This window comes from Mesorhizobium sp. M2A.F.Ca.ET.042.01.1.1 (assembly GCF_003997405.1).
Classification (GTDB): domain Bacteria; phylum Pseudomonadota; class Alphaproteobacteria; order Rhizobiales; family Rhizobiaceae; genus Mesorhizobium.
Map to the genome: position 1 here is coordinate 1 of NZ_RZRX01000061.1, position 26904 is coordinate 26904.

The window sequence follows — 26904 nt, forward strand, 5'->3', positions numbered from 1 at the left end:
GGACTGGATGACGCCGGACGGCGTGATGGCGTTCTGCGCCTGCAGACTGGCCACGATTTGCTGCTGGTTGAGGCCGAGCGCCGCGATCTGGCGCGTCGAGAACTCGAGATAGATGGCCTCGTCCTGCGCGCCGACCAGATCGACCTTGCCGGCATTCGGCACGGTCAGGATCTTGGTGCGGACATCTTCGACATAGTCGCGCAGCTGGCGTGGCGTCAGCCCGTCGGCGGTGAAGGCATAGATGTTGCCGTAGACGTCGCCGAAGCGGTCGTTGAAGAACGGTCCCTGCACGCCCTGCGGAAGCTGCGCCTTGATGTCGTTGACCATGTTGCGCACCTGAAGCCAGTTCGGCACGACGTCGCGCGCCTTGGTGGTGTCCTTCAGGTTGACGAAGATGACCGTCTGGCCGGCAGTGGTGACCGATTTGGTGTAGTCGAGGCTGTCGAGCTCCTCGAGCTTCTTCTCGATGCGGTCGGTCACCTGCTGCACCGTCTCCTTGACCGAAGCGCCCGGCCAGTTGGCCTGGATGATCATGGTCTTGATGGTGAAGGCGGGATCTTCCTCGCGGCCAAGATTGAGATAGGAGAAGATGCCGGCCACCACGAAGACCAGCATGAAATACCAGACCATGGATCGGTGACTGAGCGCCCAGTCGGAGAGGTTGAAGCCCTTCATCAGACGCCGCCCTCCGGCACTTTGACCTTCTGGCCTTCGCTCAGGCTGTGGACGCCGGCGGTGACGACGCGCATGCCGGCCTCGAGCCCTCCGGCCACCGTGAAGCTGCCGCCGCTCTTGGAGGCGATCTTGATCTCGCGCGCGCTCACGCTGGAGGATTGTGGATCGACGATCCACACTTTGTCGGAACCGTCCTTTTCGAGCAGCGCCGATATCGGCAGTTCGATCGTCGGCGCGACCTTGGTCACGCGCGTCGCCGTGATCGTCGAGCCCAACCGGAACGCCGTCGGCGGGTCGACCAGCGTCAGCTTCACGCGCCTTGTGCGGGTGGCGCCTTCCGACTGCGGCGCGATCTCGCGCAGCTTGGCCTGTGCCTTGATCGTCGGCAGCGATTGCAGGACCACCTCGAAGGGCATGCCGACGGTGAGATCGCCGGTCAGCTGATCGGGGATGTCGACCACCGCCTCGCGCGGGTCGGTACGCGCCACGGTGACGACGGTCTGCCCGGCCGAAACCGTCTGGCCAACCTCGGCGCCGGTAGCGGTGACGACGCCGTCGAAATCGGAGAACAGCCGGGCATAACCGAGCTGCTCCTGCGACTTGGCCAAGGCGGCGTTGGCGCGCTCGACGCCGGCTTCCGCCGCCTGCCGCGCCTGCTTCGCGGCGTCGAAAGTCGCCTGCGATGTGTTGGCCGAGGCCAGCAGCTGGCGCTGGCGATCCTCGCTGGCGGCGGCGTTGATGAACTGCGCCTGCGCGTTCGACAGATCGGCTTTCGACGCCTGGACGGCAAGCTCCAGCGCCGTCGGATCGAGGGCGGCGATCGTCGTGCCCTTGGTGACGAGGTCGCCGACCTTGACGTCGCGCGAGACGACGCGGCCGAGCAGCCGGAAGGCGAGGTCGGCACTGTATTGCGGCTCGACCGAACCGGCGAAGCCGAAGGTTTCGACGGTCTTTGGCTCGACCACCACCGAAAGCACCGGCCGGATGACCTCCGGCGGCTTCTCTTCCGAGCGCGAGCAGGCAGCGAGCGCGGCAAGGACGAGCAGGGGAGCGACGTGCCGCAACCGGTTCATTGGCTGGCTCCAGCGATCTCGACCGTCTGTCCGGGGCTAAGCAACTGTCCGCCGGCGGTAACGACGCTCTGTCCTTCCTGCAACCCCTTGTCGACGGCGATGATGCCTGAATCGAAGGCGAGCACCTCGACCGGCGTCTCCGTCACCACCTTGCTCGACGGCTCGACGATCCAGACGGCGGGCTTGCCGGCGGCGGATGTCAGCGCCTGCCATGGCAACAGAATGGCCCTGACCGGCTTGGCGCTGACCGTGCCGATCACGGCCGCGCCCAACGGCATGCCGGCCGGCGTGTCAGGGATGCCGACCTTGACCCGGATCGATCCGGACTGGGTGTCGACCGCCGGCGAAATCTCGCGCACCTTGCCCACTGCGCGCACCTGCGGGTCCGACAGCAGCGTGATCGTCACCGCAGGCGAGGGCGGCGTCTGGGCAACCAGTGTCTCGTGCACGTTGAAGACAGCATCGCGGTCGCCGTCCTCGGCGATGGTGAACACGGTCTGCGCCGCTTGTACCACCTGCCCGGCCTCGACCTGGCGCGCCGTTATGACGCCGGCAGCCGCCGCCTTGAGCTCGGTGTAGGAAAGGTCTTCCTTCGCATTGGCCAAGGCGCTTTGCGCCGCGTCGACGCTGCCTTGCGCCACTTTCAGGGCCTGGTCCGCGCTGTCGAAATCCCGCCTCGTCGTAAAACCCTGCGAAAGCAGCGTCTTTTGCCGCTGATAGGTGGCCTCGGCCTGGGTGAGCTGTGCCTGTGCGGCGTCGAGGTCGGCCTGTGCCGAACGCAGGTCCGACTCCTGTTCCTGCGGGTCGATACGGGCAAGCACCGCGCCCTGGTCGACATGCTGGCCGACATCGACCAGACGCTCGGCGACCCGGCCGCCGACACGGAACGACAGATTGTTGAGCGTGCGGGCGGCGATCACCCCGGTCAGCGAGGTTCGCGGCGCGTAGTCGGCGAGGGCGACCGTTTGCGTCGTCACCACCACCGGCAATTTCTTTTCCGCCGCCTGCCGCTTCTGGCAGCCGGACATTGAAATCGCAGCGCCGGCGCAGACGAGCAGCAACAACGTTTTTGAACGAAAAGGATGGCGGTGTGGCGAAGACGGCAAGGCGGACGATGTCGCTTTCCTGCTCATGGTTCCCCTCAAGCCGTGGGGGCCGCTGCTGACGGCGGCACGTCGCGGATGAAATGAGATTAATCCATCGGCGGGAAAAGGAAACTCTTTCCGGGGCGTGTTTCGTCAGCCTGGTTAAGGGCATTCTCGCAGGCCCAATCGACTGGGCCATGGTGCCGACTTGAGCAAAACATGAAATAAGGCCAGAAGGGATTTCAACGACATCAAACGAGAACGGGCCAATCTCGATGAGGGATGGCCCGATGAGGGACAAGATGAAGAATTCAGCTATTTCCGAACGCAAGAACCAGTCGATCTCGCGCGGCGTCGGCATGACGACGCAGATCTACGCCGATCGCGCCGAGAATTCGGAAATCTGGGATGTCGAGGGCCGCCGCTATATCGACTTCTCTTCCGGTATCGCCGTGGTCAACACCGGCCATCGCCACCCGAAGGTGATCGAGGCGGTCAAGGCGCAGCTCGATCGCTTTACCCACACCTGCCACCAGGTCGTGCCCTATGAGAGCTACGTTCATCTCGCCGAGCGCCTGAACGGCATGCTGCCTGGCAAGTTCGACAAGAAGACGATCTTCGTCACCACCGGCGCCGAGGCGGTCGAGAACGCCATCAAGATCGCCCGCAACGCCACCGGTCGCCAGGCGGTCATCGCCTTTTCCGGCGGTTTCCACGGCCGCACCTTCATGGGCATGGCGCTGACCGGCAAGGTCGTGCCCTACAAGGTCGGCTTCGGCGCGATGCCGGCCGACGTCTTCCATGCGCCGTTCCCGGTCGCGCTGCATGGCGTTTCGGTCGCCGATTCTCTCGCCGCGCTCGACAAGCTGTTCAAGGCCGATGTCGATCCGAACCGGGTTGCTGCCATCATCGTCGAGCCGGTGCAGGGCGAGGGCGGTTTCTACGAAGCGCCGCGCGATTTCATGGCAGCGCTGCGCAAGATCTGCGACCAGCACGGCATCCTGCTCGTCGCCGACGAGGTGCAGACCGGCTTTGCCCGTACCGGCAAGATGTTCGCCATGGATCATCATGACGTGGCGCCTGATCTCACCACAATGGCCAAGAGCCTTGCCGGCGGCTTCCCGCTGTCGGCCGTCACCGGCCGCGCAGAAATCATGGACGCGCCCGGTCCCGGCGGTCTCGGCGGCACCTATGGCGGCAGCCCGATCGGCGTCGCCGCCGCGCATGCCGTGCTCGACGTGATCGAGGAGGAAAAGCTCTGTGACCGCGCCAATGCGCTAGGCGCCAGGCTGAAGCAACGGCTGGAATCGATCCGCGAGGGCGTGCCGGAGATCGTCGACATCCGCGGCCCGGGCTTCATGAACGCGGTCGAGTTCAACGATGTGAAGAAAGGCCTGCCGTCGGCCGAATTCGCCAACGCGGTGCGGCTGAAGGCGCTGGACAAGGGCCTCATCCTGCTCACCTGCGGCGTTTACGGCAACGTCATCCGCTTCCTGTCGCCGATCACCATCCAGGACGGCGTCATGACAGAGGCGCTGGATATTCTGGAAAGCTCGATCCGCGACGCGCGGGCGGCCTGAGGGAGGGCTGTATTTCTCCTGACGGCTGCATCGAAGCGATTGGATGTGTGCCGTCAGGAGCCCGGATTCTGTAACCACACTGGAATATCCGTCTTGGCGTGCAGAACCCGCCAGACATCGATATGGTCGGTCTGTTCGAAGTAGAAGATCAGGTAAGGGTATCGTTTGAGTTGCAGGCTACGCAGGCCAGGCAACCCGACTTCATAGCCAAATCTCAGAGAGCCCGATGCCGGGTAGCTGACTATCAGCTTGTAGGCATTTTGGAGGTCGTCGACGTAGCCTAACGCGACGTGCGAACCAGCTTCACGGGCATAATAATCGACAGCGTCCTCGATATCGCGCAGAGCAAGACTTCGAGGATTAATTGGCTTGGCGGCCACTAACTTATTGGCCCCGCGCTCGTTTCCTCAGCATTGCAAAATAGTCTTCGTTGACGGGCGCACCCGGCGCGGATGAGGCGCCCTCGAGCAGCAAACGGCGCAGAGATTGACGATCCTGATCGTGGCGGATCAATTCACGCACATACTCGCTGCTCGTGCCGTAGCCGCGCTCGGTCACCTGCTGATCGACAAAATGCTTTAAGCTGTCAGGCAGGGAGATATTCATCGTGCTCATTTTGTCAATGTATGTCCAATGGCAAAAATTGGCAACATTACGCTCTGGCCCTGATCAGTTCGTCCTCATTGAAAGCCGCAAGCGCGGCCTTCAGCGCATCCGGCCCGCCCGCCACCGTTTGTGGCGTTGGCGAGAAGCCCGCTCCCAGCATCTTGCGGCCAAGCATGTGGTCGGCCGGGCGGTTGACGGATTCGATGCCGAGCAATCGGTCGCCGGCATAGTGGTAGATCGAGAACTTGTTCTCGGCTAGATCGCCGAGCACCACGTGGCTGTCCCCGCCTTGCGTCAGCCCCACCATCTGCAGCTTCATGTCGCCGATATCCGACCAGAACCACGGCACCGCAGTAAAGGGCTCGACATGGCCGAGAATGGTCCGCGCGGCGAGCCGCGCCTGGTCGGTGGCGTTCTGCACCGATTCCAGCCGCACGTTGCCTCCGGTGAACCAGTGCCGGTAGGCGGCGGCGTCGCCGATGGCTAGGATTTCTGGAACAGAGCTCTGCATATGCTGGTCGACACGGATGCCGTTGGCGACAGCAATGCCGGCGGCTTCGGCCAGTTCGACATTGGGCACGACGCCGATGCCGATGATCACCATCTGCGCCGGCAGGCGTTTGCCACTTGAGGTGATCGCTGCCGAGACGCGGCCGCTGTCACCCTCCAGCCTGGCAATGGTTGTGCCGGTCAGGATGCGCACACCGATCGCCTCCAGGCGCTGGCGCACATGGGCGGCGATGATCGGCGCCACGGCGCGGCCGAGCAGCCGGTCGACGGCCTCGACGACGGTGACGTTGCGGCCGGCGGCCCTCAGCGTCGCCGCGATCTCCAGCCCGATGAAGCCGCCGCCGAGAATGACCACGTCCTCGCTTTGCGCGCTGAGCTCGCGGATCAGGCGCGCATCGGCCAGCGAGCGCAGCGAGACCACGCCGGCGAGGCCGGCGCCGTCGAGCTTGAGCAGGCGCGGCCGCGACCCGGTCGCAAGCACCAGCCGGTCGAAGCCGAGCGTTCCACCGCCTGCGACATTCAACCGGCCCGCGCGGGCATCGATGCTGTCAATGCGCACGCCCGGCCGGTAGTCGATGGTGTTGCCCGAGTAAAAGGCCTCGCCGCGCAAGGGTTGCGGCTTGGCTTCGAGATCCTTGATGAAGGTCTTGGACAGCGGCGGTTTGTGATAAGGCAGTTCCCGCTCGTCGCCGATCAGGACGACGGGCCCTTCATAGCCCTCTTCGCGCAGGCTGGCGGCGGCCTGCACGCCGGCATGGCCCGCACCGACAATCACAACCCCATTCGTCATCGCAATCCTTTTTTGTTTGCAAATCTAAGCCCTTGCGCCAAGTGGCGATTGTCTGCCGGCGCCGCAAGAGCCGAGGATCGGGTCGCACCCAGAATGGCTGTCTGTCAATCGAGATAGCGAGGCAGTGCTGGCTTAAAAGTTGACATTTGTAGTTTAGAATAATTCTAAACTGTTGTTTCAATTGAATTTTTTCCGTTGCGCCAGTTGACTCACGACCTCTCCCTCGCTTTATGAAGGGCTGCGCGCAAAGCGCATCCCTTTGATGTCTGGGCCTTGAACCCTTTCGATTGGAGGCAAATGGGTGTCTTTTTATCGCGAACCGCGCATCGGCGCGGCCACCATTTTTCCCGGCGTGCTCATGCCTCGGCGCGGGTGGGCGCCATCTATTGGATTTCCAAGGAACTGGAGAAGGATAATGACGGCACGTAACGGCGGTAAGCTGGCTGCGATCTGCGCCACGGCTGCACTGACGGCGGCGGTGTTCGTGTTGCCGGCGAAAGCCGGGACCGACGCGAAGGCGGTGATCAAGACCTATGCCGACATCGCTCTGGCCAAATACGAGGATTCGCTGACCGCGGCGCAGATGCTGGACAAGGCTGTCGATGCGCTTATCGCCAGCCCCTCCGCCGACACGCTGAACGCCGCGCGCGAAGCCTGGAAGGCGGCGCGCATCCCTTACCAGCAGACCGAGGTCTATCGCTTCGGCAACAAGATCGTCGACGACTGGGAAGGCCGCGTGAATTCCTGGCCGCTGGATGAGGGGCTGATCGACTATGTCGCCAAGAGCTACGGCACAGAATCGGATGAAAATGCGCTCTACACGGCCAACGTCATCGCCAACAAGGAAATCGAGATCAACGGCAAGAAGGTCGACGCCTCGAAGCTGACGCCGGAATTCCTGTCCGGCACGCTGCAGGAAGCCGGGGGCGTCGAGGCTAATGTTGCGACCGGCTATCACGCGATCGAATTCCTGCTCTGGGGCCAGGACCTGCACGGCACCGGTCCGGGCGCCGGCGAGCGACCCTATACGGATTACGACCTCAAGAACTGCACGGGCGGCAATTGCGACCGCCGCGCCGAATATCTGAAATCGGCGAGCGACCTTCTGGTGTCCGACCTGCAGGAGATGGTCAACAACTGGAAGGAAGACGGCGCCGCGCGCAAGAACCTCACGGACGGTGATGCGAACACCGGCATCTCGACCATCTTCACCGGCATGGGCTCGCTCTCCTACGGCGAACTGGCGGGCGAGCGCATGAAGCTTGGCCTTTTGCTGCACGATCCGGAGGAGGAGCACGACTGCTTCTCCGACAACACCTATAACTCGCATCTCTATGACGCGGTCGGCATCCGCGACGCCTACCATGCCAGCTACACGCGGCTCGACGGTTCCGTGGTTTCGGGTCCGTCGGTGTCCGACATGGTGAAGGCCGCCGATTCGGCGATCGACAAGGAGTTGTCGGGCAAGCTCGACACCACCGTCGCCAAGATGGAGGCCATCAAGGCGCGCGCGTTGGCCGGCGAGGCCTACGACCAGCAGATCGCCGAGGGCAACACCGAAGGCAACGCCACCGTGCAGGCGGCGATCGACGCCCTGATCGACCAGACCAAGTCGATCGAGCGCGCCGTCGGCTCGCTCAAGCTGAACCAGATCGCCTTCGAGGGTTCGGACAGCCTCGACGCCCCGGACAAGGTGTTTAAGTAATCCCAAAAACTGGAAGCCGGTTTTTGGACAGGATCATGACGACTAAGAAACCAGCCAAGCGGCGCCGGACCGGCGCCGTCAGCCAGAGCAAGTGAAATGCTGATCTGCCATTGCAACATCATCACCGAGAAGGAGATCGAGCGGACGATCATCGGCCTGCTGGATGAGGATCCTTGGCAGCTGATCGTGCCCGCGAAGGTCTATCACGCGATGCGCAAGCGCGGCCGCTGTTGCGGCTGTTTCCCAAATGTGGTGGAAACGATCATTCGGGTCACCGAGAACTACCACGCCCGCTCACAGGTGGGCGGCGTGGACATCGTTTCACACCTGGATCGCGTGCGAGGCTTGCGCGGCCAATACGGGAGCAGAACCCATGAAAGGCGAACCGCAGATCATCGAGCGGCTTAATGAAGCTCTGTTTCTGGAGCTTGGGGCCGTCAACCAATACTGGGTGCATTATCGCCTGCTCGAGGATTGGGGCTACACCAAGCTGGCAAAGAAGGAGCGGGCGGAATCGATCGAGGAAATGCATCACGCCGACCGGCTGATCGCGCGCATCATCTTCCTCGAAGGCCACCCGAACCTGCAGTCCGTCGCGCCGCTGCGCATCGGCCAGAACGTCAAGGAAGTGCTCGAATCCGATCTGGCCGGCGAATATGACGCGCGCACCGCCTACAAGCGCTCGCGCGAGATCTGCCACGACGAAGGCGATTTCGTCTCGATGAAGCTGTTCGAGGACCTTTTGACCGACGAGGAAGGCCATATCGACTTCCTGGAAACGCAGCTCGACCTGCTCGCCTCGATCGGCGAGGAAAAGTACGGCCTGCTCAATGCCGACTCGGCCAACGAGGCGGAGTAAGGACATGCGGGAATGCGGCGCCCCGTAGACTTTTCGCGCCGCGCGCGGCGGGCCGCAATCGACGGCTTGCCGCTTCAGAAGAGCCCGCGATACCGGACCGGGCGCGGGGCGTCGCTTTTGCTGGCGATCATGCTTTCCGCACCCACGCTGGCCGGCGAGCCGGCCGCTCTGCCGACGAGCCGCACCGACCTGACTCCGAAGGACCAGGCGCGGGTTCTGGCCGTCACCAGGCCAACGACCGACTTCACCATGCCTGAGCCGTTCGAGCTGATGCAAGGTGGCGCCGGCACGTCGCGCAAGGACGTCAACCGCGATGCCTTCTCGCAATCCTCAGCCAACATCACTTTCGAGGAAGAGGGCAATTTCAACCTCGGCAATGCGCTTTTCCGCAAGAACTGGGTGTCGTCGCCGTCGTCGACCCAGGCTTCCGACGGTCTTGGCCCGCTGTTCAACGAGCGCGCCTGCCAGAACTGCCATTTGAAGGATGGCCGCGGCCGCCCGCCGCAAGGTGATGCCGGATCGACGTCAATGTTCCTCAGGCTCGCGCGCGACGCGAGCAGCGCCGAGGAAAAGGCCGCGCTCGCCGACCACAAGGTGCTGAACTTTCCGGACCCGGTCTATGGCGCGCAATTGCAGGATTTGGCAGTTCCGGGCCTCAAGAGCGAAGGCCGTGCGCGCGTCGAGTACTCCGAGGAAAAAGCAACACTCGGCGACGGCACCGTCGTTTCGCTGCGCAAGCCGCGTTATTCTGTCGAAAATCCCGGCTACGGTCCGCTCGATCCGCGCACCACGCTGTCGCCGCGCCTGACGCCGCCGATGATCGGGCTCGGCCTGATCGAGCAGATCGCGCCGGCCGATATCCTCGCTCATGCCGATCCGGACGATCGCGACGGCGACGGCATTTCGGGGCGGCCGAACATCGTGCGCGACGAGCTGAGCGGTGCGGTGACCCTGGGCCGCTTCGGCTGGAAGGCGCAGACCGCCTCGATCCGCCAGCAGGCGGCCGATGCTTTTGCCGGCGATATCGGCATCTCGACTCCGGAAATGCCGAAGCCTTGGGGCGACTGCACGGAGGCCGAGAAGGATTGCCTGGCCATGCCGAACGGCGTGCAGCAGCGGCTGGGCACGGCCGAAGCCCCGCCGCCGGTGATGGACCTCGTCACCTTCTATTCGCAGAATCTGGCCGTGCCGGCGCGGCGCGACATCGCCACACCGCAAGTGCTCGCCGGCAAAAAGCAGTTCTACGACATGGGCTGCATTTCCTGCCACACGCCAAAATTCGTCACCATACGCGGCACGCCAAACAAGGCGCAGGCCTTCCAGCTGATCTGGCCCTATTCCGACTTCCTGCTGCACGACATGGGCGAGGGCCTTGCGGACGGACAACGGGTTGGAGAAGCCACGGGGAGCGAGTGGCGCACGCCACCGCTCTGGGGCATTGGGCTCGCCGCGACAGTCAACGGCAATGCCTTTTATCTGCATGACGGCCGCGCCCGCACGCTTGCCGAGGCGATCCTGTGGCATGGCGGCGAGGGGCAGAAGGCCCGCGACCGCTTTGCCGGGGCGGCCGCGGCCGACCGTGAGGCGCTGATCAAATTCCTGGAGTCCCTCTGATGCTAAAACGCGTCGCTCTGATGTCGAAATGCCTGGTCCTTATTCTTCCTTTCCTTCTGGCCGCCGCCTTGCCGGCATCGGCCGCGGTCAAGGCTTCCGACGTCATCGAGCGCGCGATCGACGGGTTCGTCCGCCCCGCCTATGCCAGCCTTGATGAGCATGCGGTAGGGCTGACCAAAGCGATGCACCTGCTTTGCGAAGCGCCGTCCGAAATCAATCTCGAAGCAGCGCGCTCGGCGTTTTCCGGCGCGGTCGAGGCCTGGTCTGTGGCCGAGATCATCGCCTTCGGGCCGATCAAGGAAAACAACCGGCTGGAGCGTATGCTCTATTGGCCGGACCGCAAGAGCATCGGCCTGAGACAAGTGCAGGCCACGCTCGCATCGAAGGACCCTTCAGCCACCGATCCGGCGCAACTGGCGCAAAAGAGCGTCGCCATGCAGGGTCTCGGCGCGCTCGAATACGTGCTCTATGGCGACGGCGCCGAAACGCTTGCAGGGAAGGACGAGCCCTATCGTTGCGCCTATGGCGAGGCGGTCGCCGGCAACGTCGAAACCATGGCCGGCGAGGTGCGCGATGCCTGGCAAAAGCCCGACGGCTTCGCTTCGCTCTGGGCCAATCCCGGCCCGAAGAACCCGCTCTACCGCGACGGCAACGAAGCGGTGACGGAACTGGTCGGCGTCTTCATCAACGAGCTGGACATGATCCGCGATGTGCGGCTCAAGGGCTTCCTTGGCGCCAAGCCGGACGCCGACAAGCCGAAGCAGGCGATCTACTGGCGCTCGCGGAACACGGCGGCCTCGCTGGCCGGAAATCTCTCCGGCATCGACCAGCTATTCCAGGCTTCCAAGCTCGGCGATGCGCTGCCCGCCGATGCGCAATGGATGGCCGAGTCCATCCATATCCAGCTCACCAACGGCGTGACAACAGTGAAATCGATCCCCGGCCCGATCAACAAGGCGCTCGCCGACCCCGCGCTGCGCGACAAGCTCGAACATTTCGCGCTGATCACCTCGAGCCTGTCGACCTTGATCGGCACCAGGATGACCGCCGAGTTCGGCCTGACCGCGGGCTTCTCGTCGCTGGATGGGGACTGAGCATGGTTCCGACAGTGGCGCAGATTTTAGGGAATATTTCCTGGCCAAGAGGCTTTGGTTGTTCGAACGCGTCTGCTTCGTGGAATCACTGTCTTTCGAAATTGGCTGAAGCGCTCCTCCCATCGTCATCCACGGGCGAAGCAAGGAGCGTAGCGACGCAGCGCAGACCCGAGGATCCATGCCGTGACTTTGAGGCGTTGCAACGGTGCAGAATTCTGCGCCGCTGCGCCCTTCGGCCAAGGTCACGGCATGGATCCTTGGGTCTCCGCGACGGAGCTTCGCTCCTGCTTCGCCCAAGGATGACGAAGTTCCGGAGGCTTCGGCCAATCTCCAACGTCTGCGATAATCCATCTCAGCGATCGGTAAGCGCCAAGCTTCGGCTGCACGCGATCGAAATTGCGGCGTCCTGGAGCAATGCAATGCAGGGAGGGGCCGTCCCGTGAGAACTCCCCTCATCGACCGCCGCGATTTCCTGCGGGCCGCGGGCGCTGGCTTCGCCGCCGCCATGGCGCCGCGCGCCTGGGCCGACACCCTTGCGGCGGACGCGGTGTTTGCCACGGCCTTCGTCAAGCGCGATGGCAGTTTTGGCACCGCCGTGCTCTCCGAGGCGGGAAAAATCCTGCATTCGCTCGATCTGCCGGATCGCGGCCATGACGTCACTTTCGATCCGGTGTCGAAACGCTCGGTCGTTTTTGCCCGGCAGCCCGGCACTTTCGCGGTCGTCTTCGACCATGCGGGCCGCGACAAGCCTTTGACCATTGCCAGCATCGCGGGTCGGCATTTCTTCGGCCATGGCGTGTTCTCGCCCGACGGCGCCTTGCTCTATGCGACGGAGAACGATTTCGACAACGCGGCTGGTGTCGTCGGCGTATACGATGCGAAGGCCGGGTTCAGTCGCGTCGGTGAGTTCCCGACCTATGGCATGGGGCCGCATGAGCTGCTCCTGCTGGGCGACGGCCGCACCTTGGCCATCGCCAATGGCGGCATCGAGACCCATCCCGACTACGGCCGTGCCGAGCTCAACATCGCGACGATGAAGCCCTCCTACACGCTGGTCGACCGCGTCACCGGCGACCTGATGGAAAAGCACGAATTGCCGCCGGCGCTGCATCAGCTTTCGATCCGCCATATGGACCGCGACCAGGCGGGCACCGTCTGGTTCGGCTGCCAGTATCGCGGGCCGGCGACCGACCGCCCGGCGCTGGTCGGCCGCGCCGCGCGCGGCAAGGAACTCGAACTGGTGGAGCTACCGCAGGACGTGCTCTCCGGCTTCCGCAATTACATTGGCTCGGTCGCCGCCAATGCCGCGACAGGCACCGTTGCCGTCACCTCGCCGGAGGGCAATTCGCTGGCCGTCCTCGATGCTGCCAGCGGACGCGTGGTCGCGACGCGGTCTCTGGTCGAGGTTTGCGGTCTTGCGCCTGACGGCAGCGGCTTCATGGCGACGACCGGCGCCGGCGAGATCGTCGGCGGCGCCGGCGCTATCCGTTCCGAGCCGGACTATGTCTGGGACAACCATATGCTCCGCATTGTCGCGACGGCGTGATCGCCGCGCCTTGCGCAATTCCAGGAAAAGTGTGAGCGGTTTTCCGTTCGGAATTGCGCCAAAACCTAGAGCAATTCCAGGAAAAGTGTGAGCGGTTTTCCGTCCGGATTTGCGTCAAAGCAAAGTGATAAAGCGTCTCGCCGTTTCCGTGAAACGGTGAAACGCTCTAGAAGCAAAGCCGCTTAACATTTCTCAGCCCTGGCCCTTGCGGCGGCGGCCCATGCCGGGCAGAGGGAATTGTGTTCGATCAGTTCGTTAGCCGGCCTATGAAGCTGCCCGTATGAAGTTGCTTGCCATCGACTGCGCCGCCAGTCTCTGCGCCGCCTGCGTCTATGACGCGGGCGCGGGGAAGGAGCTTGGCCGCGAGCTGCGCGATCTCGGCAAGGGGCATGCCGAGCATCTGATGGCCGTCATCGAGACCGCCCTGCAAGCCGGCAGCGTCGGCTACCTTGACCTGGACGCCGTTGCCGTCTCGATCGGCCCCGGCTCCTTCACCGGCCTGCGCGTCGGCGTCTCGACCGCGCGTGGCCTGGCGTTGGCGCTGAAAATCCCGGCGATCGGCGTGACGACGCTGGAAGCCTTGGCTGCCGAGGGCGCCAACACCTTTCCCGGGCGCGCGGTGCTTGCCGCGCTCGACGCCGGCCGCGAGGAAATCCATGCGGCGCTCTACGATAAAGCGTTAGCCGAAACTTACGGACTATCCGTAGCCACGCTTTCCGAGGCGGTGACAATGGCCGTCAACGCCGACGCTGTCCTTGCCGGCACCGCCGCGCCGCATATTGCCCAAGCGGCTGAGCGTCCTTTCGACACCGGTCCGATCGCCGCCACCGCCGATATTGCGACCTATGCCAGGCTGGCCGCCGCCAAGGGACCCGGCGAGAAGCCGAAGCCGCTCTATCTGCGCGGCGCCGACGCCAAGCCGCAGGCGGGTTTCATTCTGCCAAGGCAGGACAAGGGAACCGAGCCCTGATGCGCATTCCGTTCTTTCAGCCGCGCCGCAGGGATTATGCGCTGGAACCGCTGACGGTCGCCGACAGCGCCGCTGTCTCGGTACTGCATCGTGAGGATTTCGTGCGGCCCTGGACCGATGGCGAGTTTGCGGCACTCCTCGAACAGGACACGGTCTTCGGCTATGCGGCGCGGGAAACAGGTCAGGGCTCCAAGCCGCCGGTCGGCTTCCTGCTGGCGCGGCTCGCGGCCGGCGAGGGCGAGATCCTGACCGTGGCCGTCGCCCGCAGCCATCGCCGTCAGGGCCTTGGCTGGCAACTGATGGACGCGGTGCTGCGCGAGCTTCATGCGCAGCGCGCCGAAGCGCTCTTCCTCGAGGTCGACGAGACCAATGCGCCCGCAATTGGGCTCTACCGCAGGCTAGGTTTCATCCAGGTCGGTCATCGCCCGAACTATTACCGCTCGACCGAGCACGGCCCGACCGGAGCGCTTGTCATGCGCCGCGATCTTCGCTAGCCAATCCGCGCGATACGGCATGATCCCGAAAAGTGGGAACCGGTTTTCGGAAAAACATCATGCTCCACAAAGAGTTAGATCAGGACGACGATTCAACGAAGCGTCATCCTGATCTAGGGCCGGAGCGAATGATCGAGAAATTGCGGATTTTCCTGGCGCTCTTCTATGTGGTCGTCTGTTCCCTGGTGCTGGTGCCGCTGCAGATCCTGTCGATGAAGACGGGGCTGTGGCCCGAAACTGTCATCCTGAAGATCTGGCACAGCATGATCCTGCGGGCGCTGGGCATGCGGGTGCATGTGACCGGCAGCTTGGCCAAAGACCGCCCTCTGCTGGTGGCGGCCAACCACATTTCCTGGACCGACATCATGGTGCTCGGCTCCTTCGTCGATGTGAAGTTCATCGCCAGGGCTGACATGGAGGGCTGGCCGCTGATCGGCATGCTATCCAAGCTGCAGCGCACCGTCTTCATCGAGCGCGAGCGCAAGCGCACCTCCGGCGACCAGGCAAGCGAGATCGCCAAGAGGATGGCGAAAGGCGACGCCATGGTGCTGTTCGCCGAAGGCTCGACCGGCGACGGCAACTTGGTGCTGCCGTTCAAGAGCACGTTGTTCGGCGCGGCCTCGATGGCGATTTTGGAAGGCGCGGCGGAACAGGTCTTCATCCAGCCCGTGGCGATCGCCTATACGCGCCTGCACGGCATGCCGATGGGCCGCCGCCATCGGCCGATCACCGCCTGGATCGGCGACCAGGATCTGATGCCGCATCTCAAAACCCTGCTTGCCGAAGGCGCGATCGATGCCGAAGTGCATTTCGGCCAGCCGGTGCCGTTCTCCAAGGGTTCGAACCGCAAGGAAACGGCGAGGCTGATGGAAGCCAAGGTGCGCGAGATGATGCAAGGTATCCTCGCCGACCCGGCCAAGAGCCGGTGAAGTCGAGGCGCACGACGGGCCACAAGAATCGTCTGTTTTTTGTCACGGAAAGGCGCTAGAAGCCGCCCGATGGAACTGAACACGATTGAAAGCCATGGCATCGGCGCTGCCGCCGAGCGCTCGGCCGCCACTGACCGCACGGCGAAAAAGGTCTTCGTCAAGACCTATGGCTGCCAGATGAACGTCTACGATTCCCAGCGCATGACCGATGCGCTGGCCGCCGACGGCTATGTCGCCACCGACACCGTCGAGGACGCCGATCTGGTGCTGCTCAACACTTGCCATATCCGCGAGAAGGCGGCGGAAAAGGTCTATTCCGAGCTTGGCCGCATCCGTGACATGAAGGCCGAGCGCGCCGGGGCCGGCCGTGAATTGCTGATCGGTGTCGCCGGCTGCGTGGCGCAGGCCGAAGGTGCGGAAATCATCCGCCGCGCTCCGGCGGTCGACCTGGTCATCGGCCCGCAGACCTATCACCGGCTGCCGGACGTGCTGGCGCGGGTTCGCGGCGGCGAGAAGATCGTCGAGACCGAATACGCCATCGAGGACAAGTTCGAGCACCTGCCGCAGCCGAAGCGCGCCGAATTGGCAAAGCGCGGCGTCACCGCCTTCCTCACGGTGCAGGAAGGCTGCGACAAGTTTTGTACCTTCTGCGTGGTGCCCTATACCCGCGGCTCCGAGGTCTCGCGCCCGGTGGCGCAGATCGTCGCCGAGGCCGAGCGGCTGGCCGAGGCCGGCGTGCGCGAGATGACGCTGCTCGGCCAGAACGTCAATGCCTGGCATGGCGTTGGCGAGAATGGCGAAGAATGGGGCCTCGGCCGCCTGCTGTTCCGGCTTGCGGAAATCCCTGGAATGGCGCGGCTGCGCTACACCACCAGCCATCCGCGCGACATGGACGACGAATTGATCGCCGCGCATCGTGATCTGCCCGCCTTGATGCCCTATCTGCATTTGCCGGTGCAGTCGGGCTCCGATCGGATTTTGAAGGCGATGAACCGCAGGCACACGGCACGCGACTATCTGGCGCTCATCGATCGCATTCGCGCCGCCCGTCCCGACATCGCCATGTCGGGCGATTTCATCGTCGGCTTCCCCGACGAGACGGACGAGGATTTCGAGGCGACGCTGAAACTGGTGCGCGAGGTGGGTTACGCCTCGGCCTTCACCTTCAAATATTCCCCACGTCCTGGCACGCCGGGCGCCGAGATGGACGGTCATCTTTCCGAAACCGTGAAGGACGAACGGCTGCAGCGCCTGCAGGCGCTGATCAACGATCAGCAGCAGAATTTCATAGCCAGCGTGGTCGGCCGCACCGTCAGCACGCTGATCGAGAAGCCAGGTCGCCGCCCCGGTCAGATTCTTGGCCGCTCGCCATGGCTGAACCCGGTGATTGTTGACGACAAGGCCGGTGGAATCGGTGACATTATTGATGTGCGAATCACGAAGACAGGCCCCAACAGCCTGTTCGCCGAGTTGGCCTAGCCACAAGCCTCGGCAGATGAGGAGAGACGGTTGAGCGCTGCCGAACTGAAGAATCCGCCCCAGAACCAGGCGTCCGGGGCTTCCGACATGGCGCACATCGTACTGACCTTCGACAACAACAAGCTTGCCAGCGCCCTCTACGGCCAGTTCGACGAGAACCTGGCACGGCTCGAGCAGAAGCTCGGCGTGGATATCCGCTCGCGCGGCAACCAGCTTGCGATCAAGGGCTCGGCTTCGGCCGCCGAACAGGCGCGCCGCGCGCTGGATACGCTCTACGGCATCCTTCAGAAGGGCGTTGACATCGGCCAGTCGGATGTCGACGGCGCCGTACGCATGGCGATTGCCGCCGACGACCAGCTGACTCTGCCGACCATGGAGCGCAAGGGCAAGGTTTCGGCCGCCCAGATATCGACGCGCAAGAAGACGATCTACGCCCGTTCGCTGACGCAGGACGCCTATATGCGGGCGCTGGAGCGCTCCGAAATGGTCTTCGGCATCGGCCCGGCAGGTACCGGCAAGACCTATCTGGCGGTCGCGCATGCGGCGATGCTCTTGGAGCGCGGCATGGTCGAACGCATCGTGCTGTCGCGCCCCGCGGTCGAGGCTGGCGAGCGGCTGGGCTTCCTGCCCGGCGACATGAAGGAGAAGGTGGACCCCTATCTGCGGCCGCTCTACGACGCGCTCTACGACATGATGCCGGCCGACAAGGTCGAGCGGGCGATCGCGGCCGAAGTGATCGAGATCGCGCCTCTGGCCTTCATGCGCGGCCGCACGCTGGCGCATGCGGCTGTGATCCTTGACGAGGCGCAGAACACCACGCAGATGCAGATGAAGATGTTCTTGACCCGTCTCGGCGAGAACTCGCGCATGATCGTCACCGGCGATCCGACCCAGATCGACCTGCCGCCCAACACCAAGTCGGGGCTGGTCGAGGCGCTGCGCATCCTCGACGGCGTGCCTGGCATCGTCACCGTCCGCTTCAACGAAGGCGACGTGGTGCGCCACCCGCTGGTTGCCGAGATCGTCAAGGCCTATGACCGCGACGGCAAGCTGGCGCGGGGCCTGGGCGCCGAAAGCTGATCAAAAGGCTATATGGCTGACAATCCAGTATCCAGCGGCGAGACGCCGGTCGATATCGATATTTTCGTCGAGGCCGGCGATTGGCCTGCCGAAGTCGAGCTGACGCGCCTGGTCGAGCGCGCCGTTGCGGCCGCCTTTGCCGAAACCGGGGCGACCGGCGTCTCCGAGCTCAGCATCGTCTTTTCCGACGATGCTCACATCCGGACGCTCAACACCGAGTGGCGTGGCAAGGACAAGCCCACCAACGTCTTGTCTTTTCCGGCTTTTCCGTTTCCGAAAGGCGGCAAACTGCCGCCGATGCTGGGCGACATCGTGCTGGCTTCCGAGACGGTGGCGAGCGAGGCCGCACTGGAAGACAAGCCGCTTGAGAACCATATCACCCATCTCGTCATCCATGGCCTGCTGCACTTGCTGGGTCATGATCACGAGACCGACGCCGAGGCAGAGGAGATGGAAGCGATCGAGCGCGCCGCGCTTGCGAGGCTTGCCATTCCCGATCCCTACGCGTAACAAAAAAGCTCAATTGACCTGATGGCGATGAACGACACACCAGAAACTGCCGCCCGCCCGGACGCCGGCAGTGCTGCCAAGCCTTCCGAAAAAACGGAAGAGGGCTCGAGTCCGAGTATTCCCACCGGCAGCGCGGCCGGTGAGCCGACGCATGCCGGTCCTTCGCTCTTCGACCGCGTGCTCGGCCTGTTCCGGCACCGCAACGGCACCAGCCTGCGCGAGGAGATCGCCGGCGCGCTCGCCGAAACGACGACCGATGCGGAATCCTTCTCGCCCGGCGAACGCGCCATGCTCAACAACATCCTGCGCCTGCGCGAAGTGCGGGTCGAGGACGTCATGGTGCCGCGCGCCGATATTGAGGCGGTCGAGATCAACACCACGCTTGGCGACCTGCTCGGCCTTTTCGAGCAGTCCGGCCATTCGCGCATGCCGGTCTATTCCGAGACGTTGGACGATCCGCGCGGCATGGTCCACATTCGCGATGTGCTCGCCCACATCACCAAGGTCGCCCGCGTCAAGAAGGGCCGCACCAGGGCGAAGGCGCCGGTGACGACGGCGCTCGACCTTGCGCAGGTCGATCTCGCGCGCACCATCGGCGAGCTCAATCTGATCCGCCAGGTGCTGTTCGTGCCGCCTTCGATGCTGGCCTCCGACCTCATGGGCCGCATGCAGACGACGCGCACGCAGATGGCCCTGGTCATCGACGAATATGGCGGCACCGACGGCCTCGCCTCGCTGGAAGACATCGTCGAGATGGTGGTCGGCGACATCGAGGACGAGCATGACGACGACGAGCCGATGATCACGCAGACCGGCGACGGCGTCTTCGTCGTCGACGGCAAGGCCGAGATCGACGAGGTCGCCAAGATGATCGGCGAGGATTTCGCCGCTGGCGAGCATGGCGAATATGTCGACACGATCGGCGGCATGATCTTCAACACGCTCGGCCGGGTCCCGGCCAGGGGCGAAGTCGTGCAGGCCATTCCCGGCTTCGAGTTCCACGTGCTCGACGCCGACCCGCGCCGCGTCAAGCGCGTGCGCATCGTGCAGAGCCCGAAGGGCGAGCGGCAGCGTCGCCGCGCCGCCCGCACCGAACAGGCCTGATCCCCTGGAGCAATTCCAGGAAAGTGCGCAGCGGTTTTCCGTCCGGAATTGCGTAAAAAAGAACGTGGAGCGGCATGCCGACCGACGATCCATTCCACCATGCGGTCCTGGGCTCAGGCGTTTTCTATTGCGATCCGCACGCGGCTTTGTCCTTTCTGCAGGCGGCCTTTGGTTTTGAGCCGAGCATGCTGGTGAGCGATCCCGACGGTCGGCTCGTGCATGCCGAAATGCGCTTCGGCGACGGCTATATCATCGTCGATTCCGAATGGGATGAGCGTATCGCCAGTCCCGTCTCTGTCGGCGGCAAGAACACGCAAGCCGTCTATGTCCGTCTGCAGCAGGATATCGACGCTCATTGCGAGAAAGCGCGCGCGGCAGGCGCGGAGATCGTCGAGGAGCCCGCGGATCATTTCTACGGCGAGCGCCAATATCGCGCCCGCGACCCCGAAGGCCATATCTGGACATTCACCCGAACCGTACGCGTCGTGTCGAAAGACGAGGCCGAGCGACTGACCGGCCTGCGGATCGAGGGCTGGCACAGATAGCGCTAAGGTGTATCAGGCGGCGCTTATCTGGGTTTGGATCGCGCGGCTCGGCCTGTTAAACCTCTAACTCCCTGATTCGCGCGACTTGGGAAGCTGGATGCAGCGCTTTGCCGGCCGGATAATTCTGCTGTGGGGGTGGCGGCGGGCGCTGGTGGCCTTTGCCGCCGGAGCGCTGGCGGTGCTTGCCCAGGCGCCTTACGATTTCTTCGCCGTCTGCTTCGTCTCGTTCCCGGTTCTGGTCTGGCTGCTCGACGGCGCCACCGGCGAGGCTTCCGATGGCTGGTTCAGGCGCCTGCGGCCGGCTTTCGCCACCGGCTGGTGGTTCGGCTTCGGCTACTCCCTCGCCGGTCTCTGGTGGATCGGCCAGGCATTGCTGGTCGAGGCCGACAGCTTCGCCTGGGCCTTGCCCTTCGCCGTTGTTGGCATCCCCTTTGCGCTCGCCTTCTTCTATGGCTTCGCCACCGTGGTGGCGCGCGTGTTGTGGAGCAGCGACATCGGCCGCATCGTCGCCCTTGCCTTCGGCTTCGGCCTTGCCGAATGGCTGCGCGATTTCCTCTTCACCGGCTTTCCCTGGAATGCCGTCGGATACGCGGCGATGCCGGTGCCGTTGCTGATGCAGAGCGTGTCGGTGACCGGCATGATCGGCATGAACGCGCTCGCGGTTTTCGTGTTTTCGCTGCCTGCGCTGGTCGCGGCGCGCCGGCATCTGAGGCTGGGCCTTGCCTTGTTCGTCATCCTCGTCGCTGGCCATGTCGGCTTCGGCTACGCCCGGCTCGCGGCCCCGGTCGAGCCGGCCCGCTCGATCGATGTTCGCATCGTCCAGCCCTCGGTCGATCTCAGCGAAAAGTGGGACGCCTCGGTGCGCGACCGCATCTTCGCAACTTTACTGGGGATATCGGGGAAAGCGCCGGAAGAAGGCCATGCCAAGCCGCAGCTTATTTTGTGGCCGGAAACATCTGTGCCCTTCCTGTTCACCGAGCGTCCGGACGCGCTCACGGCTCTGGGCGACATGCTGGCCGAGGGCCAGATGCTGATTGCCGGTGTCGTGCGCGAGGAAGGCGGATCGGCGAGCGCCGGCAGCCGCTATTACAATTCCGTGGTGGCGATCAACGACAAAGGCGAGATCGTCGATGCCGTCGACAAGGTGCATCTGGTACCCTTCGGCGAATACCTGCCCTTCGCCGATCTTTTCCAACGCTTCGGCATAGGCCAGCTCGTTGCCGGACCGATGAATTTCGCCGGCGGCAACGAGCGGCATCCGATCAGTCTGCCGGGCGGCCTGCGTGCCGCGCCGTTCATCTGCTACGAGGTGATCTTTCCCGATCTCGTCGCCGCCGACGCTGCGTCATCTGACGTGATCGTGAACGTCACCAACGACGCCTGGTTTGGTGACACGCCAGGCCCGTATCAGCATTTCAGGCAGGCGCAGATTCGCGCGGTGGAAAATGGATTGCCGCTGCTGCGCGCGGCCAACAACGGCATCTCCGCAATTGTCGATTCGCGCGGGCGCATCATCGATGCGCTTGCCGTCAACGCGCGCGGCGCCATCGACGCGCATGTGCCGGTTTCTGGGCGCGCCCTCCTATCCCCCGAACAGCGGCATTTTAACGGATTGCTGATCATGTTGCTGTTTGCGCTGATGGCCTTCACCTTGAATGTAAGGCAGCGGCTACGGGTGAATTGACAGTCGGCACATTAGAAACTCATACTGTAACGCCTAAAATTTTTCGAAGTCGGTTGGAGGGTTCTGTTGGGGCAGGTGGCTCCGGCTTCATATGGGCGGAACAAAATAGAAAAAGCCGGAAAAATTCGGCGAGGAAAAAATGACAGAAGAGAACAAGAAGAAGCCGAATCCGATCGACATTCATGTCGGGAGTCGCATCCGGCTGCGTCGCAATATGCTTGGAATGAGCCAGGAAAAGCTGGGTGAAAATCTCGGCATCACCTTTCAGCAGATCCAGAAGTATGAGAAGGGCACGAACAGGGTTGGCGCCAGCCGTCTGCAGGCGATTGCCTCCATCCTGAGCGTTCCCGTCGCCTTCTTTTTCGAGGATGCCCCGGGCGAGGAGACCGGTGGCGGCAATCGGGGATTTGCCGAAGACTCCTCGATGGCCTTCGCCATCGAGTTCTGCGGCAGTCCCGAAGGGCTTCAGCTCAACCGGGCTTTCGTCAAGATCGGCGACGTGAAGGTGCGCCGCCGCATCATCGATCTGGTGAAGGCGCTCTCCGCCGAGGACGCCGATTGATTTTTACCTATGCCGCCGGCGGCGCCCCGCCGCTGGTGGCATAGCCGGCCTTGCCTACATTCATGCCAGATCCGTCGCGCCGCTTGACGAGCGGCGCCCGGCACCGCTAACACGTGGCGCGCCAAAAATCGGCAACCTGCCGATTTTTTTTCAAGAGGGGACACCCGTGACGCGGCAGAATTATCTCTTCACCTCGGAATCCGTCTCCGAGGGTCATCCCGACAAAGTTTGTGACCGCATCTCCGACGAAATCGTCGATCTGGTCTATCGCGAAGCCAAGAAGACAGGCATGGATCCGTGGAAGGTCCGCGTCGCCTGCGAAACGCTGGCCACCACCAACCGCGTCGTCATCGCCGGCGAGGTCCGCGTCCCCGACACGCTTTTGAAGAAGGACAAGGCCGGCAACGTCCTCAAGGATGCGTCCGGCCACCCCGTGGTCAACCCGGCCAAGTTCAAGTCGGTCGCCCGCAAGGCTATCAGAGAGATCGGCTACGAGCAGTCCGGCTTCCACTGGAAGACCGCCAAGATCGACGTGCTGCTGCACGGCCAGTCGCCCGACATCGGCCAGGGCGTCGACAACGCCGCCGACCGCCAGGGCGAGGAAGGTGCCGGCGACCAGGGCATCATGTTCGGTTACGCCTGCCGCGAGACGCCCGACCTGATGCCGGCGCCGATCTATTACAGCCACAAGATCCTCGAATTGCTTGCCGCCGCGCGCCATGAAGGCAATGGCGAGGCCGGCAAGCTCGGCCCGGACGCCAAGAGCCAGGTCACCGTGCGCTATGCCGACGGCAAGGCGGCGGAAGTTACGCAGATCGTGCTATCCACCCAGCATCTCGATGCCAGCTGGGACTCCAAGAAGGTCCGCAAGGTCGTCGAGCCCTACATCCGCGAGGCGCTCGGCGACCTGAAGATCGCCGAGGACTGCAACTGGTACATCAACCCGACCGGCAAGTTCGTCATCGGCGGGCCTGACGGCGATGCCGGCCTCACCGGCCGCAAGATCATCGTCGACACCTATGGCGGCGCGGCACCGCACGGTGGCGGCGCCTTCTCGGGCAAGGACACGACCAAAGTCGACCGTTCGGCGGCCTATGCGGCGCGCTACCTTGCCAAGAACGTGGTGGCGGCCAAGCTTGCCGACCGCTGCACCATCCAGCTCTCCTACGCCATCGGCGTCGCCCAGCCGCTGTCGGTCTATGTCGACCTGCACGGCACCGGCAAGGTCGACGAATCGAAGCTCGAGGAGGCGCTGCGCAAGGTTATGGACCTGTCGCCGTCGGGTATCCGCCGCCATCTCGATCTCAACAAGCCGATCTACGCAAAAACCTCGTCCTACGGCCATTTCGGCCGCAAGGCCGGTCGCGACGGTTCCTTCTCCTGGGAGAAGACCGATCTCGCCAAGGCGCTCAAGGACGCCGTCGCCGCCTGACGCCAGCGAACGCAAAGGACAGGCCGAGCCGTGCGACCGAAGGATTCTTCGGCCGCCGGCACGGCAAGACCATACGCCCGCAGCAGGCCATCGCCCTCGAAAGCGGCCTGCGCGAATACCGGCTCGACCTGACGGCGCAAGCGCCGGCTGACCTCAGCACCTTGTTCAAGGCTGAGGTTTCGGCGCTGCAGCTGGAAATCGGCTTTGGCGGCGGCGAGCATCTCCTGCACCGCGCCAAGGAAGCGCCGGAGACCGGCTTCATCGGCGTCGAGCCCTTCGTCAACGGCATGGCCAAGATGATGACGGCGCTTGCCAAGGCGCCGCTTGGCAATCTCAGGGTCTATGACGACGACGCCACGCGCCTGCTCGACTGGCTGCCGTCGGCCTCGCTCGACGGCATCGACCTGCTCTATCCCGATCCGTGGCCGAAGAAGAAACACTGGAAGCGCCGCTTCGTTGGTGCCGCCAATCTCGGCCGCTTCGCCCGCGTCCTGAAGCCGGGCGGCAGGTTCCGCTTCGCCTCCGATATCGACAGCTATGTGAACTGGACGCTGCTTGCCTGCCGCGCTCACGGCGCCTTCGCATGGCAGGCCGAAGACGCTGCCGGCTGGCACCAGCCCTATGAAGGTTGGCCCGGCACGCGTTACGAGGCCAAGGCCATCCGCGAAGGACGGCGGCCGGCTTATCTGACCTTTATCCGGAAATGAGTAGCCAAATCTCTGTATTGCATTTAGCGCTACAGGCCGCTATATTGCCCAACAAAGAGACAGCTATGACGGCCACGGTCGAACGCAAGGAATATCCCATCTCGATGCGCCTGCCGGAAGCAGACGTGGCGATGATCGATCGCGCCGCCAGTCTGCGGGGCCGGTCGCGCACGGATTTCGTGCGCGATGCCGCCGTGCGCGCGGCCGAGGATGTGCTGATGGACAACCGTCTTGTCCGCATGAGCCCGGAAGGATTCGCGGAGTTCATGGAGGTCCTGTCAGTTCCGGCTGCTCCGGTTCCCGACATGGCGGAACTGGCAAAGCGGCCCGCTCCGTGGGAAGCCGGTTACACGACGAAGCGTTGACCCGTGGCCTTATCGGCTCCCGAGTCGCTTACCGCAATTCACGACGTGTCTGGATTTTCCTGTGGGAAGCCTGCGCTTGATCACTGGCTGAAAAGCCGTGCGCTCTCCAATCAGGAGAAGGGTTTCACGGCCGTTCTGGTTGTCCACGAAGCCGGCCGAGTGGTCGGATATTATGCGTTGGCGCCGACGGCCGTCGTGCCGTCGATCCTGCCTCGGTCGATCCGTACGGGGCAACCGCCCGATCCGGTGCCGTGCCTCCTTCTCGGCCAGCTTGCGACCGACGTCGAATGGGCCGGGCGCGGCATCGGCACGGGCTTGGTGAAGCATGCCCTTCAGCGTTGTGTTCAAGCGGCGGACCTGATCGGCGGGCGCGCGCTGATGGTAAATGCAGTCGATGCGGAAGCGGCGCAATTCTGGCAACGGCGGGGATTTCTCCCGACGAAGGACGATTCGCTTATCCTGTTTCGTTCGATCGCGGCAATCGCCGCGTCGCTCGTGGAGGCCCAAAGATAAGGTGAGGCGACCGCCGTGTCTGAAGGCTTGAAACACCGGCGGCAATCGTCTATATCAGCCTCAAATTCTTGGTCGGTATGACGAAGAGTGGGTCCACCCGGTCCCGCTCTTTTTTATTACCTGCCGGCCGGAAGCCAAAAGCGACAGGAATCCGATGACTGCAGCGGCAAGCGAGGCCGACGACCGTATCATCCGCGAAAGCGGCATCGATGCGCGCATTGCGCTGATCGTGCAGCCGGTGCTCAAGGCCATCGGCTTTCGTCTCGTGCGGGTGCAGTTGACCGGTCAGAACGGGCTGACGCTGCAGATTATGGCCGAGCGCGAGGACGGCACCATGACCGTCGAGGATTGCGAAGAGGTCAGCCGCGCGGTGTCGCCGGCGCTCGATGTCGATGATCCGATCGAAAAGGCGTATCATCTGGAAATCTCGTCGCCCGGCATCGACCGGCCGTTAGTGCGCAAGTCGGATTTCACCACCTGGACCGGCCATCTGGTCAAGCTGGAGACGTCCGTCCTCGTCGGCGATCGCAAGCGCTTCAAGGGCAAGATTGCCGAGGCTGACGCCGATGGCATCCTGGTTGAGCGCGACAAGGTGGCCTATGGCGAGGAGCCGACGGTGCGCGTGCCTTTTGACGCGATCGCCGAGGCCCGACTGGTGCTGACCGACGATCTCATCCGCGATGCCCTGTCGAAGGATAACCGGGCGCGCAAGGAGGCCAGGAAACGCCGCGGCGAAGCAGAAGACGCCGCCGAGGAAAACGAAACCGAACAGGAAAGTTGATAGCGCCGCCGGGCTGCATGTCCGAGGCGAAATCGGGAGAAAGACAATGGTTGTAAGCGCCAACAGGCTTGAACTGCTGCAGATCGCCGATGCGGTCGCGCGTGAAAAGTCGATCGACAAGTCGATCGTCATCGCCGCCATGGCCGATGCGATCCAGAAGGCGGCGCGCTCGCGCTACGGCCAGGAGACCAACATCCGCGCCGACATCAACCCGAATACCGGTGAGATGAAGCTGCAGCGGCTGATGGAAGTGGTCGACAAGGTCGAGGACTATGCGACGCAGATTGCGCTTTCCACGGCGCGCGAGCGCAACCCCGACGCCCAGCTCGGCGACTTCATCGCCGAGCAGCTGCCGCCGATGGATTTCGGCCGTATCGCCGCCCAGTCGGCCAAGCAGGTCATCGTGCAGAAGGTGCGCGAGGCCGAACGCGATCGCCAGTATGACGAATACAAGGATCGCATCGGCGAGATCGTCAACGGCACCGTCAAGCGCGTCGAATACGGCAACGTCATCGTCGATCTCGGCCGCGGCGAGGCGATCATCCGCCGCGACGAGCTGATCCCGCGCGAGAACTATAAGTATGGCGACCGCGTCCGCGCCTATGTCTACGA

General features: G+C 63.7%; 28 protein-coding genes and 1 pseudogene. 23 read left to right on the forward strand and 6 right to left on the reverse strand.

Annotation, left to right across the window (positions count from 1 at the left end):
- The 3 genes and pseudogenes from EOA23_RS11815 to EOA23_RS11825 form a co-directional block, all read right to left on the reverse strand.
- A partial coding sequence (locus tag EOA23_RS11815) for an efflux RND transporter permease subunit (protein WP_245474136.1) occupies positions 1-852 on the reverse strand: 852 nt, incomplete at its 3' end.
- Positions 753-1748: pseudogene (locus EOA23_RS11820) on the reverse strand (efflux RND transporter periplasmic adaptor subunit); the annotation flags it as partial. The gene EOA23_RS11815 and the pseudogene EOA23_RS11820, both read right to left, overlap by 100 nt.
- Positions 1745-2776, reverse strand: a complete 1032-nt coding sequence (locus EOA23_RS11825) for an efflux RND transporter periplasmic adaptor subunit (RefSeq protein ID WP_245474137.1) — start codon at positions 2774-2776, stop codon at positions 1745-1747. The pseudogene EOA23_RS11820 and the gene EOA23_RS11825, both read right to left, overlap by 4 nt.
- 359 nt (positions 2777-3135) lie before the next feature.
- Here EOA23_RS11825 and EOA23_RS11830 point away from each other — a divergent pair, with 359 nt between their 5' ends.
- Entirely contained in the window at positions 3136-4413 is a 1278-nt protein-coding gene (locus tag EOA23_RS11830) for a 4-aminobutyrate--2-oxoglutarate transaminase (protein ID WP_127304271.1), read from the forward strand.
- A 53-nt stretch (positions 4414-4466) separates the two neighbouring features.
- Here the strand turns inward: EOA23_RS11830 and EOA23_RS11835 are convergent, their stop codons facing one another.
- From EOA23_RS11835 to EOA23_RS11845, 3 genes are read right to left on the reverse strand one after another with little or no spacing between them, the layout of a single operon-like run.
- Positions 4467-4793 carry a type II toxin-antitoxin system RelE/ParE family toxin gene (locus EOA23_RS11835; protein WP_127304272.1) on the reverse strand — a complete coding sequence of 109 codons (327 nt, stop codon included), beginning with the start codon at positions 4791-4793 and terminating at the stop codon, positions 4467-4469.
- A gap of 4 nt (positions 4794-4797) precedes the next feature.
- Positions 4798-5028 (reverse strand): type II toxin-antitoxin system ParD family antitoxin, encoded by a 231-nt coding sequence (locus EOA23_RS11840; RefSeq protein ID WP_127304273.1) that lies wholly within the window; start codon positions 5026-5028, stop codon positions 4798-4800.
- 37 nt (positions 5029-5065) lie between these two features.
- Positions 5066-6319, reverse strand: a complete 1254-nt coding sequence (locus tag EOA23_RS11845) for an FAD-dependent oxidoreductase (protein WP_127304274.1) — start codon at positions 6317-6319, stop codon at positions 5066-5068.
- A gap of 415 nt (positions 6320-6734) precedes the next feature.
- On the opposite strand from EOA23_RS11845, the gene EOA23_RS11850 reads away from it, so the two are divergent.
- From EOA23_RS11850 to EOA23_RS11960, 22 genes are all read left to right on the forward strand, one after another.
- Positions 6735-8024 (forward strand): imelysin family protein, encoded by a 1290-nt coding sequence (locus tag EOA23_RS11850; RefSeq protein ID WP_127304275.1) that lies wholly within the window; start codon positions 6735-6737, stop codon positions 8022-8024.
- A gap of 96 nt (positions 8025-8120) precedes the next feature.
- Positions 8121-8432, forward strand: a complete 312-nt coding sequence (locus EOA23_RS11855; RefSeq protein WP_126062862.1) for a (2Fe-2S)-binding protein — start codon at positions 8121-8123, stop codon at positions 8430-8432.
- On the forward strand, positions 8398-8883 hold the full coding sequence (gene bfr, locus EOA23_RS11860) for a bacterioferritin (RefSeq protein WP_040985970.1): 486 nt from the start codon (positions 8398-8400) through the stop codon (positions 8881-8883). Before EOA23_RS11855 ends, bfr begins: the two co-directional genes overlap by 35 nt.
- 12 nt (positions 8884-8895) lie before the next feature.
- Positions 8896-10497, forward strand: coding sequence for a di-heme oxidoredictase family protein (locus EOA23_RS11865; RefSeq protein ID WP_127304276.1), 1602 nt, complete (start codon positions 8896-8898; stop codon positions 10495-10497).
- Positions 10497-11591 (forward strand): imelysin family protein, encoded by a 1095-nt coding sequence (locus EOA23_RS11870; protein WP_189341588.1) that lies wholly within the window; start codon positions 10497-10499, stop codon positions 11589-11591. The genes EOA23_RS11865 and EOA23_RS11870 overlap by 1 nt, the downstream gene beginning before the upstream one ends.
- A 439-nt stretch (positions 11592-12030) precedes the next feature.
- Entirely contained in the window at positions 12031-13137 is a 1107-nt protein-coding gene (locus tag EOA23_RS11880) for a DUF1513 domain-containing protein (protein ID WP_127304277.1), read from the forward strand.
- A 280-nt stretch (positions 13138-13417) separates the two neighbouring features.
- On the forward strand, positions 13418-14107 hold the full coding sequence (gene tsaB / locus EOA23_RS11885) for a tRNA (adenosine(37)-N6)-threonylcarbamoyltransferase complex dimerization subunit type 1 TsaB (protein ID WP_127304278.1): 690 nt from the start codon (positions 13418-13420) through the stop codon (positions 14105-14107).
- Positions 14107-14601 carry an N-acetyltransferase gene (locus EOA23_RS11890; RefSeq protein WP_127304279.1) on the forward strand — a complete coding sequence of 165 codons (495 nt, stop codon included), beginning with the start codon at positions 14107-14109 and terminating at the stop codon, positions 14599-14601. Before tsaB ends, EOA23_RS11890 begins: the two co-directional genes overlap by 1 nt.
- A gap of 128 nt (positions 14602-14729) precedes the next feature.
- Complete coding sequence (locus tag EOA23_RS11895) at positions 14730-15530, forward strand: lysophospholipid acyltransferase family protein (RefSeq protein WP_127304280.1); 801 nt, start codon at positions 14730-14732, stop codon at positions 15528-15530.
- Between the two features lie 69 nt (positions 15531-15599).
- Positions 15600-17009 (forward strand): tRNA (N6-isopentenyl adenosine(37)-C2)-methylthiotransferase MiaB, encoded by a 1410-nt coding sequence (gene miaB / locus EOA23_RS11900; RefSeq protein WP_127304281.1) that lies wholly within the window; start codon positions 15600-15602, stop codon positions 17007-17009.
- An 87-nt stretch (positions 17010-17096) separates the two neighbouring features.
- On the forward strand, positions 17097-18089 hold the full coding sequence (locus EOA23_RS11905; RefSeq protein ID WP_245431563.1) for a PhoH family protein: 993 nt from the start codon (positions 17097-17099) through the stop codon (positions 18087-18089).
- Positions 18090-18101: 12 nt separating this feature from the next.
- On the forward strand, positions 18102-18599 hold the full coding sequence (gene ybeY, locus EOA23_RS11910; protein ID WP_127304282.1) for an rRNA maturation RNase YbeY: 498 nt from the start codon (positions 18102-18104) through the stop codon (positions 18597-18599).
- A gap of 27 nt (positions 18600-18626) precedes the next feature.
- On the forward strand, positions 18627-19703 hold the full coding sequence (locus tag EOA23_RS11915; protein WP_127304283.1) for a hemolysin family protein: 1077 nt from the start codon (positions 18627-18629) through the stop codon (positions 19701-19703).
- Positions 19704-19777: 74 nt separating this feature from the next.
- Positions 19778-20248 carry a VOC family protein gene (locus EOA23_RS11920; protein WP_127304284.1) on the forward strand — a complete coding sequence of 157 codons (471 nt, stop codon included), beginning with the start codon at positions 19778-19780 and terminating at the stop codon, positions 20246-20248.
- Between the two features lie 97 nt (positions 20249-20345).
- Complete coding sequence (gene lnt / locus EOA23_RS11925) at positions 20346-21932, forward strand: apolipoprotein N-acyltransferase (protein WP_127304285.1); 1587 nt, start codon at positions 20346-20348, stop codon at positions 21930-21932.
- A gap of 139 nt (positions 21933-22071) precedes the next feature.
- Positions 22072-22494, forward strand: coding sequence for a helix-turn-helix transcriptional regulator (locus EOA23_RS11930; RefSeq protein WP_095819313.1), 423 nt, complete (start codon positions 22072-22074; stop codon positions 22492-22494).
- Between the two features lie 166 nt (positions 22495-22660).
- Positions 22661-23926, forward strand: coding sequence for a methionine adenosyltransferase (metK, locus tag EOA23_RS11935; RefSeq protein ID WP_126062850.1), 1266 nt, complete (start codon positions 22661-22663; stop codon positions 23924-23926).
- A complete protein-coding gene (locus tag EOA23_RS11940) occupies positions 23923-24633 on the forward strand; it encodes a tRNA (guanosine(46)-N(7))-methyltransferase TrmB (RefSeq protein ID WP_127304286.1) in 711 nt (236 codons plus the stop codon). The genes metK and EOA23_RS11940 overlap by 4 nt, the downstream gene beginning before the upstream one ends.
- A gap of 65 nt (positions 24634-24698) precedes the next feature.
- Entirely contained in the window at positions 24699-24998 is a 300-nt protein-coding gene (locus tag EOA23_RS11945; RefSeq protein WP_126062848.1) for a DUF1778 domain-containing protein, read from the forward strand.
- 3 nt (positions 24999-25001) lie between these two features.
- A complete protein-coding gene (locus EOA23_RS11950; protein ID WP_127304287.1) occupies positions 25002-25511 on the forward strand; it encodes a GNAT family N-acetyltransferase in 510 nt (169 codons plus the stop codon).
- Between the two features lie 154 nt (positions 25512-25665).
- Positions 25666-26292 (forward strand): ribosome maturation factor RimP, encoded by a 627-nt coding sequence (gene rimP / locus EOA23_RS11955; protein ID WP_127304288.1) that lies wholly within the window; start codon positions 25666-25668, stop codon positions 26290-26292.
- 46 nt (positions 26293-26338) lie between these two features.
- On the forward strand, positions 26339-26904 hold a 566-nt coding region (locus tag EOA23_RS11960; RefSeq protein WP_145966418.1), incomplete at its 3' end, for a transcription termination/antitermination protein NusA.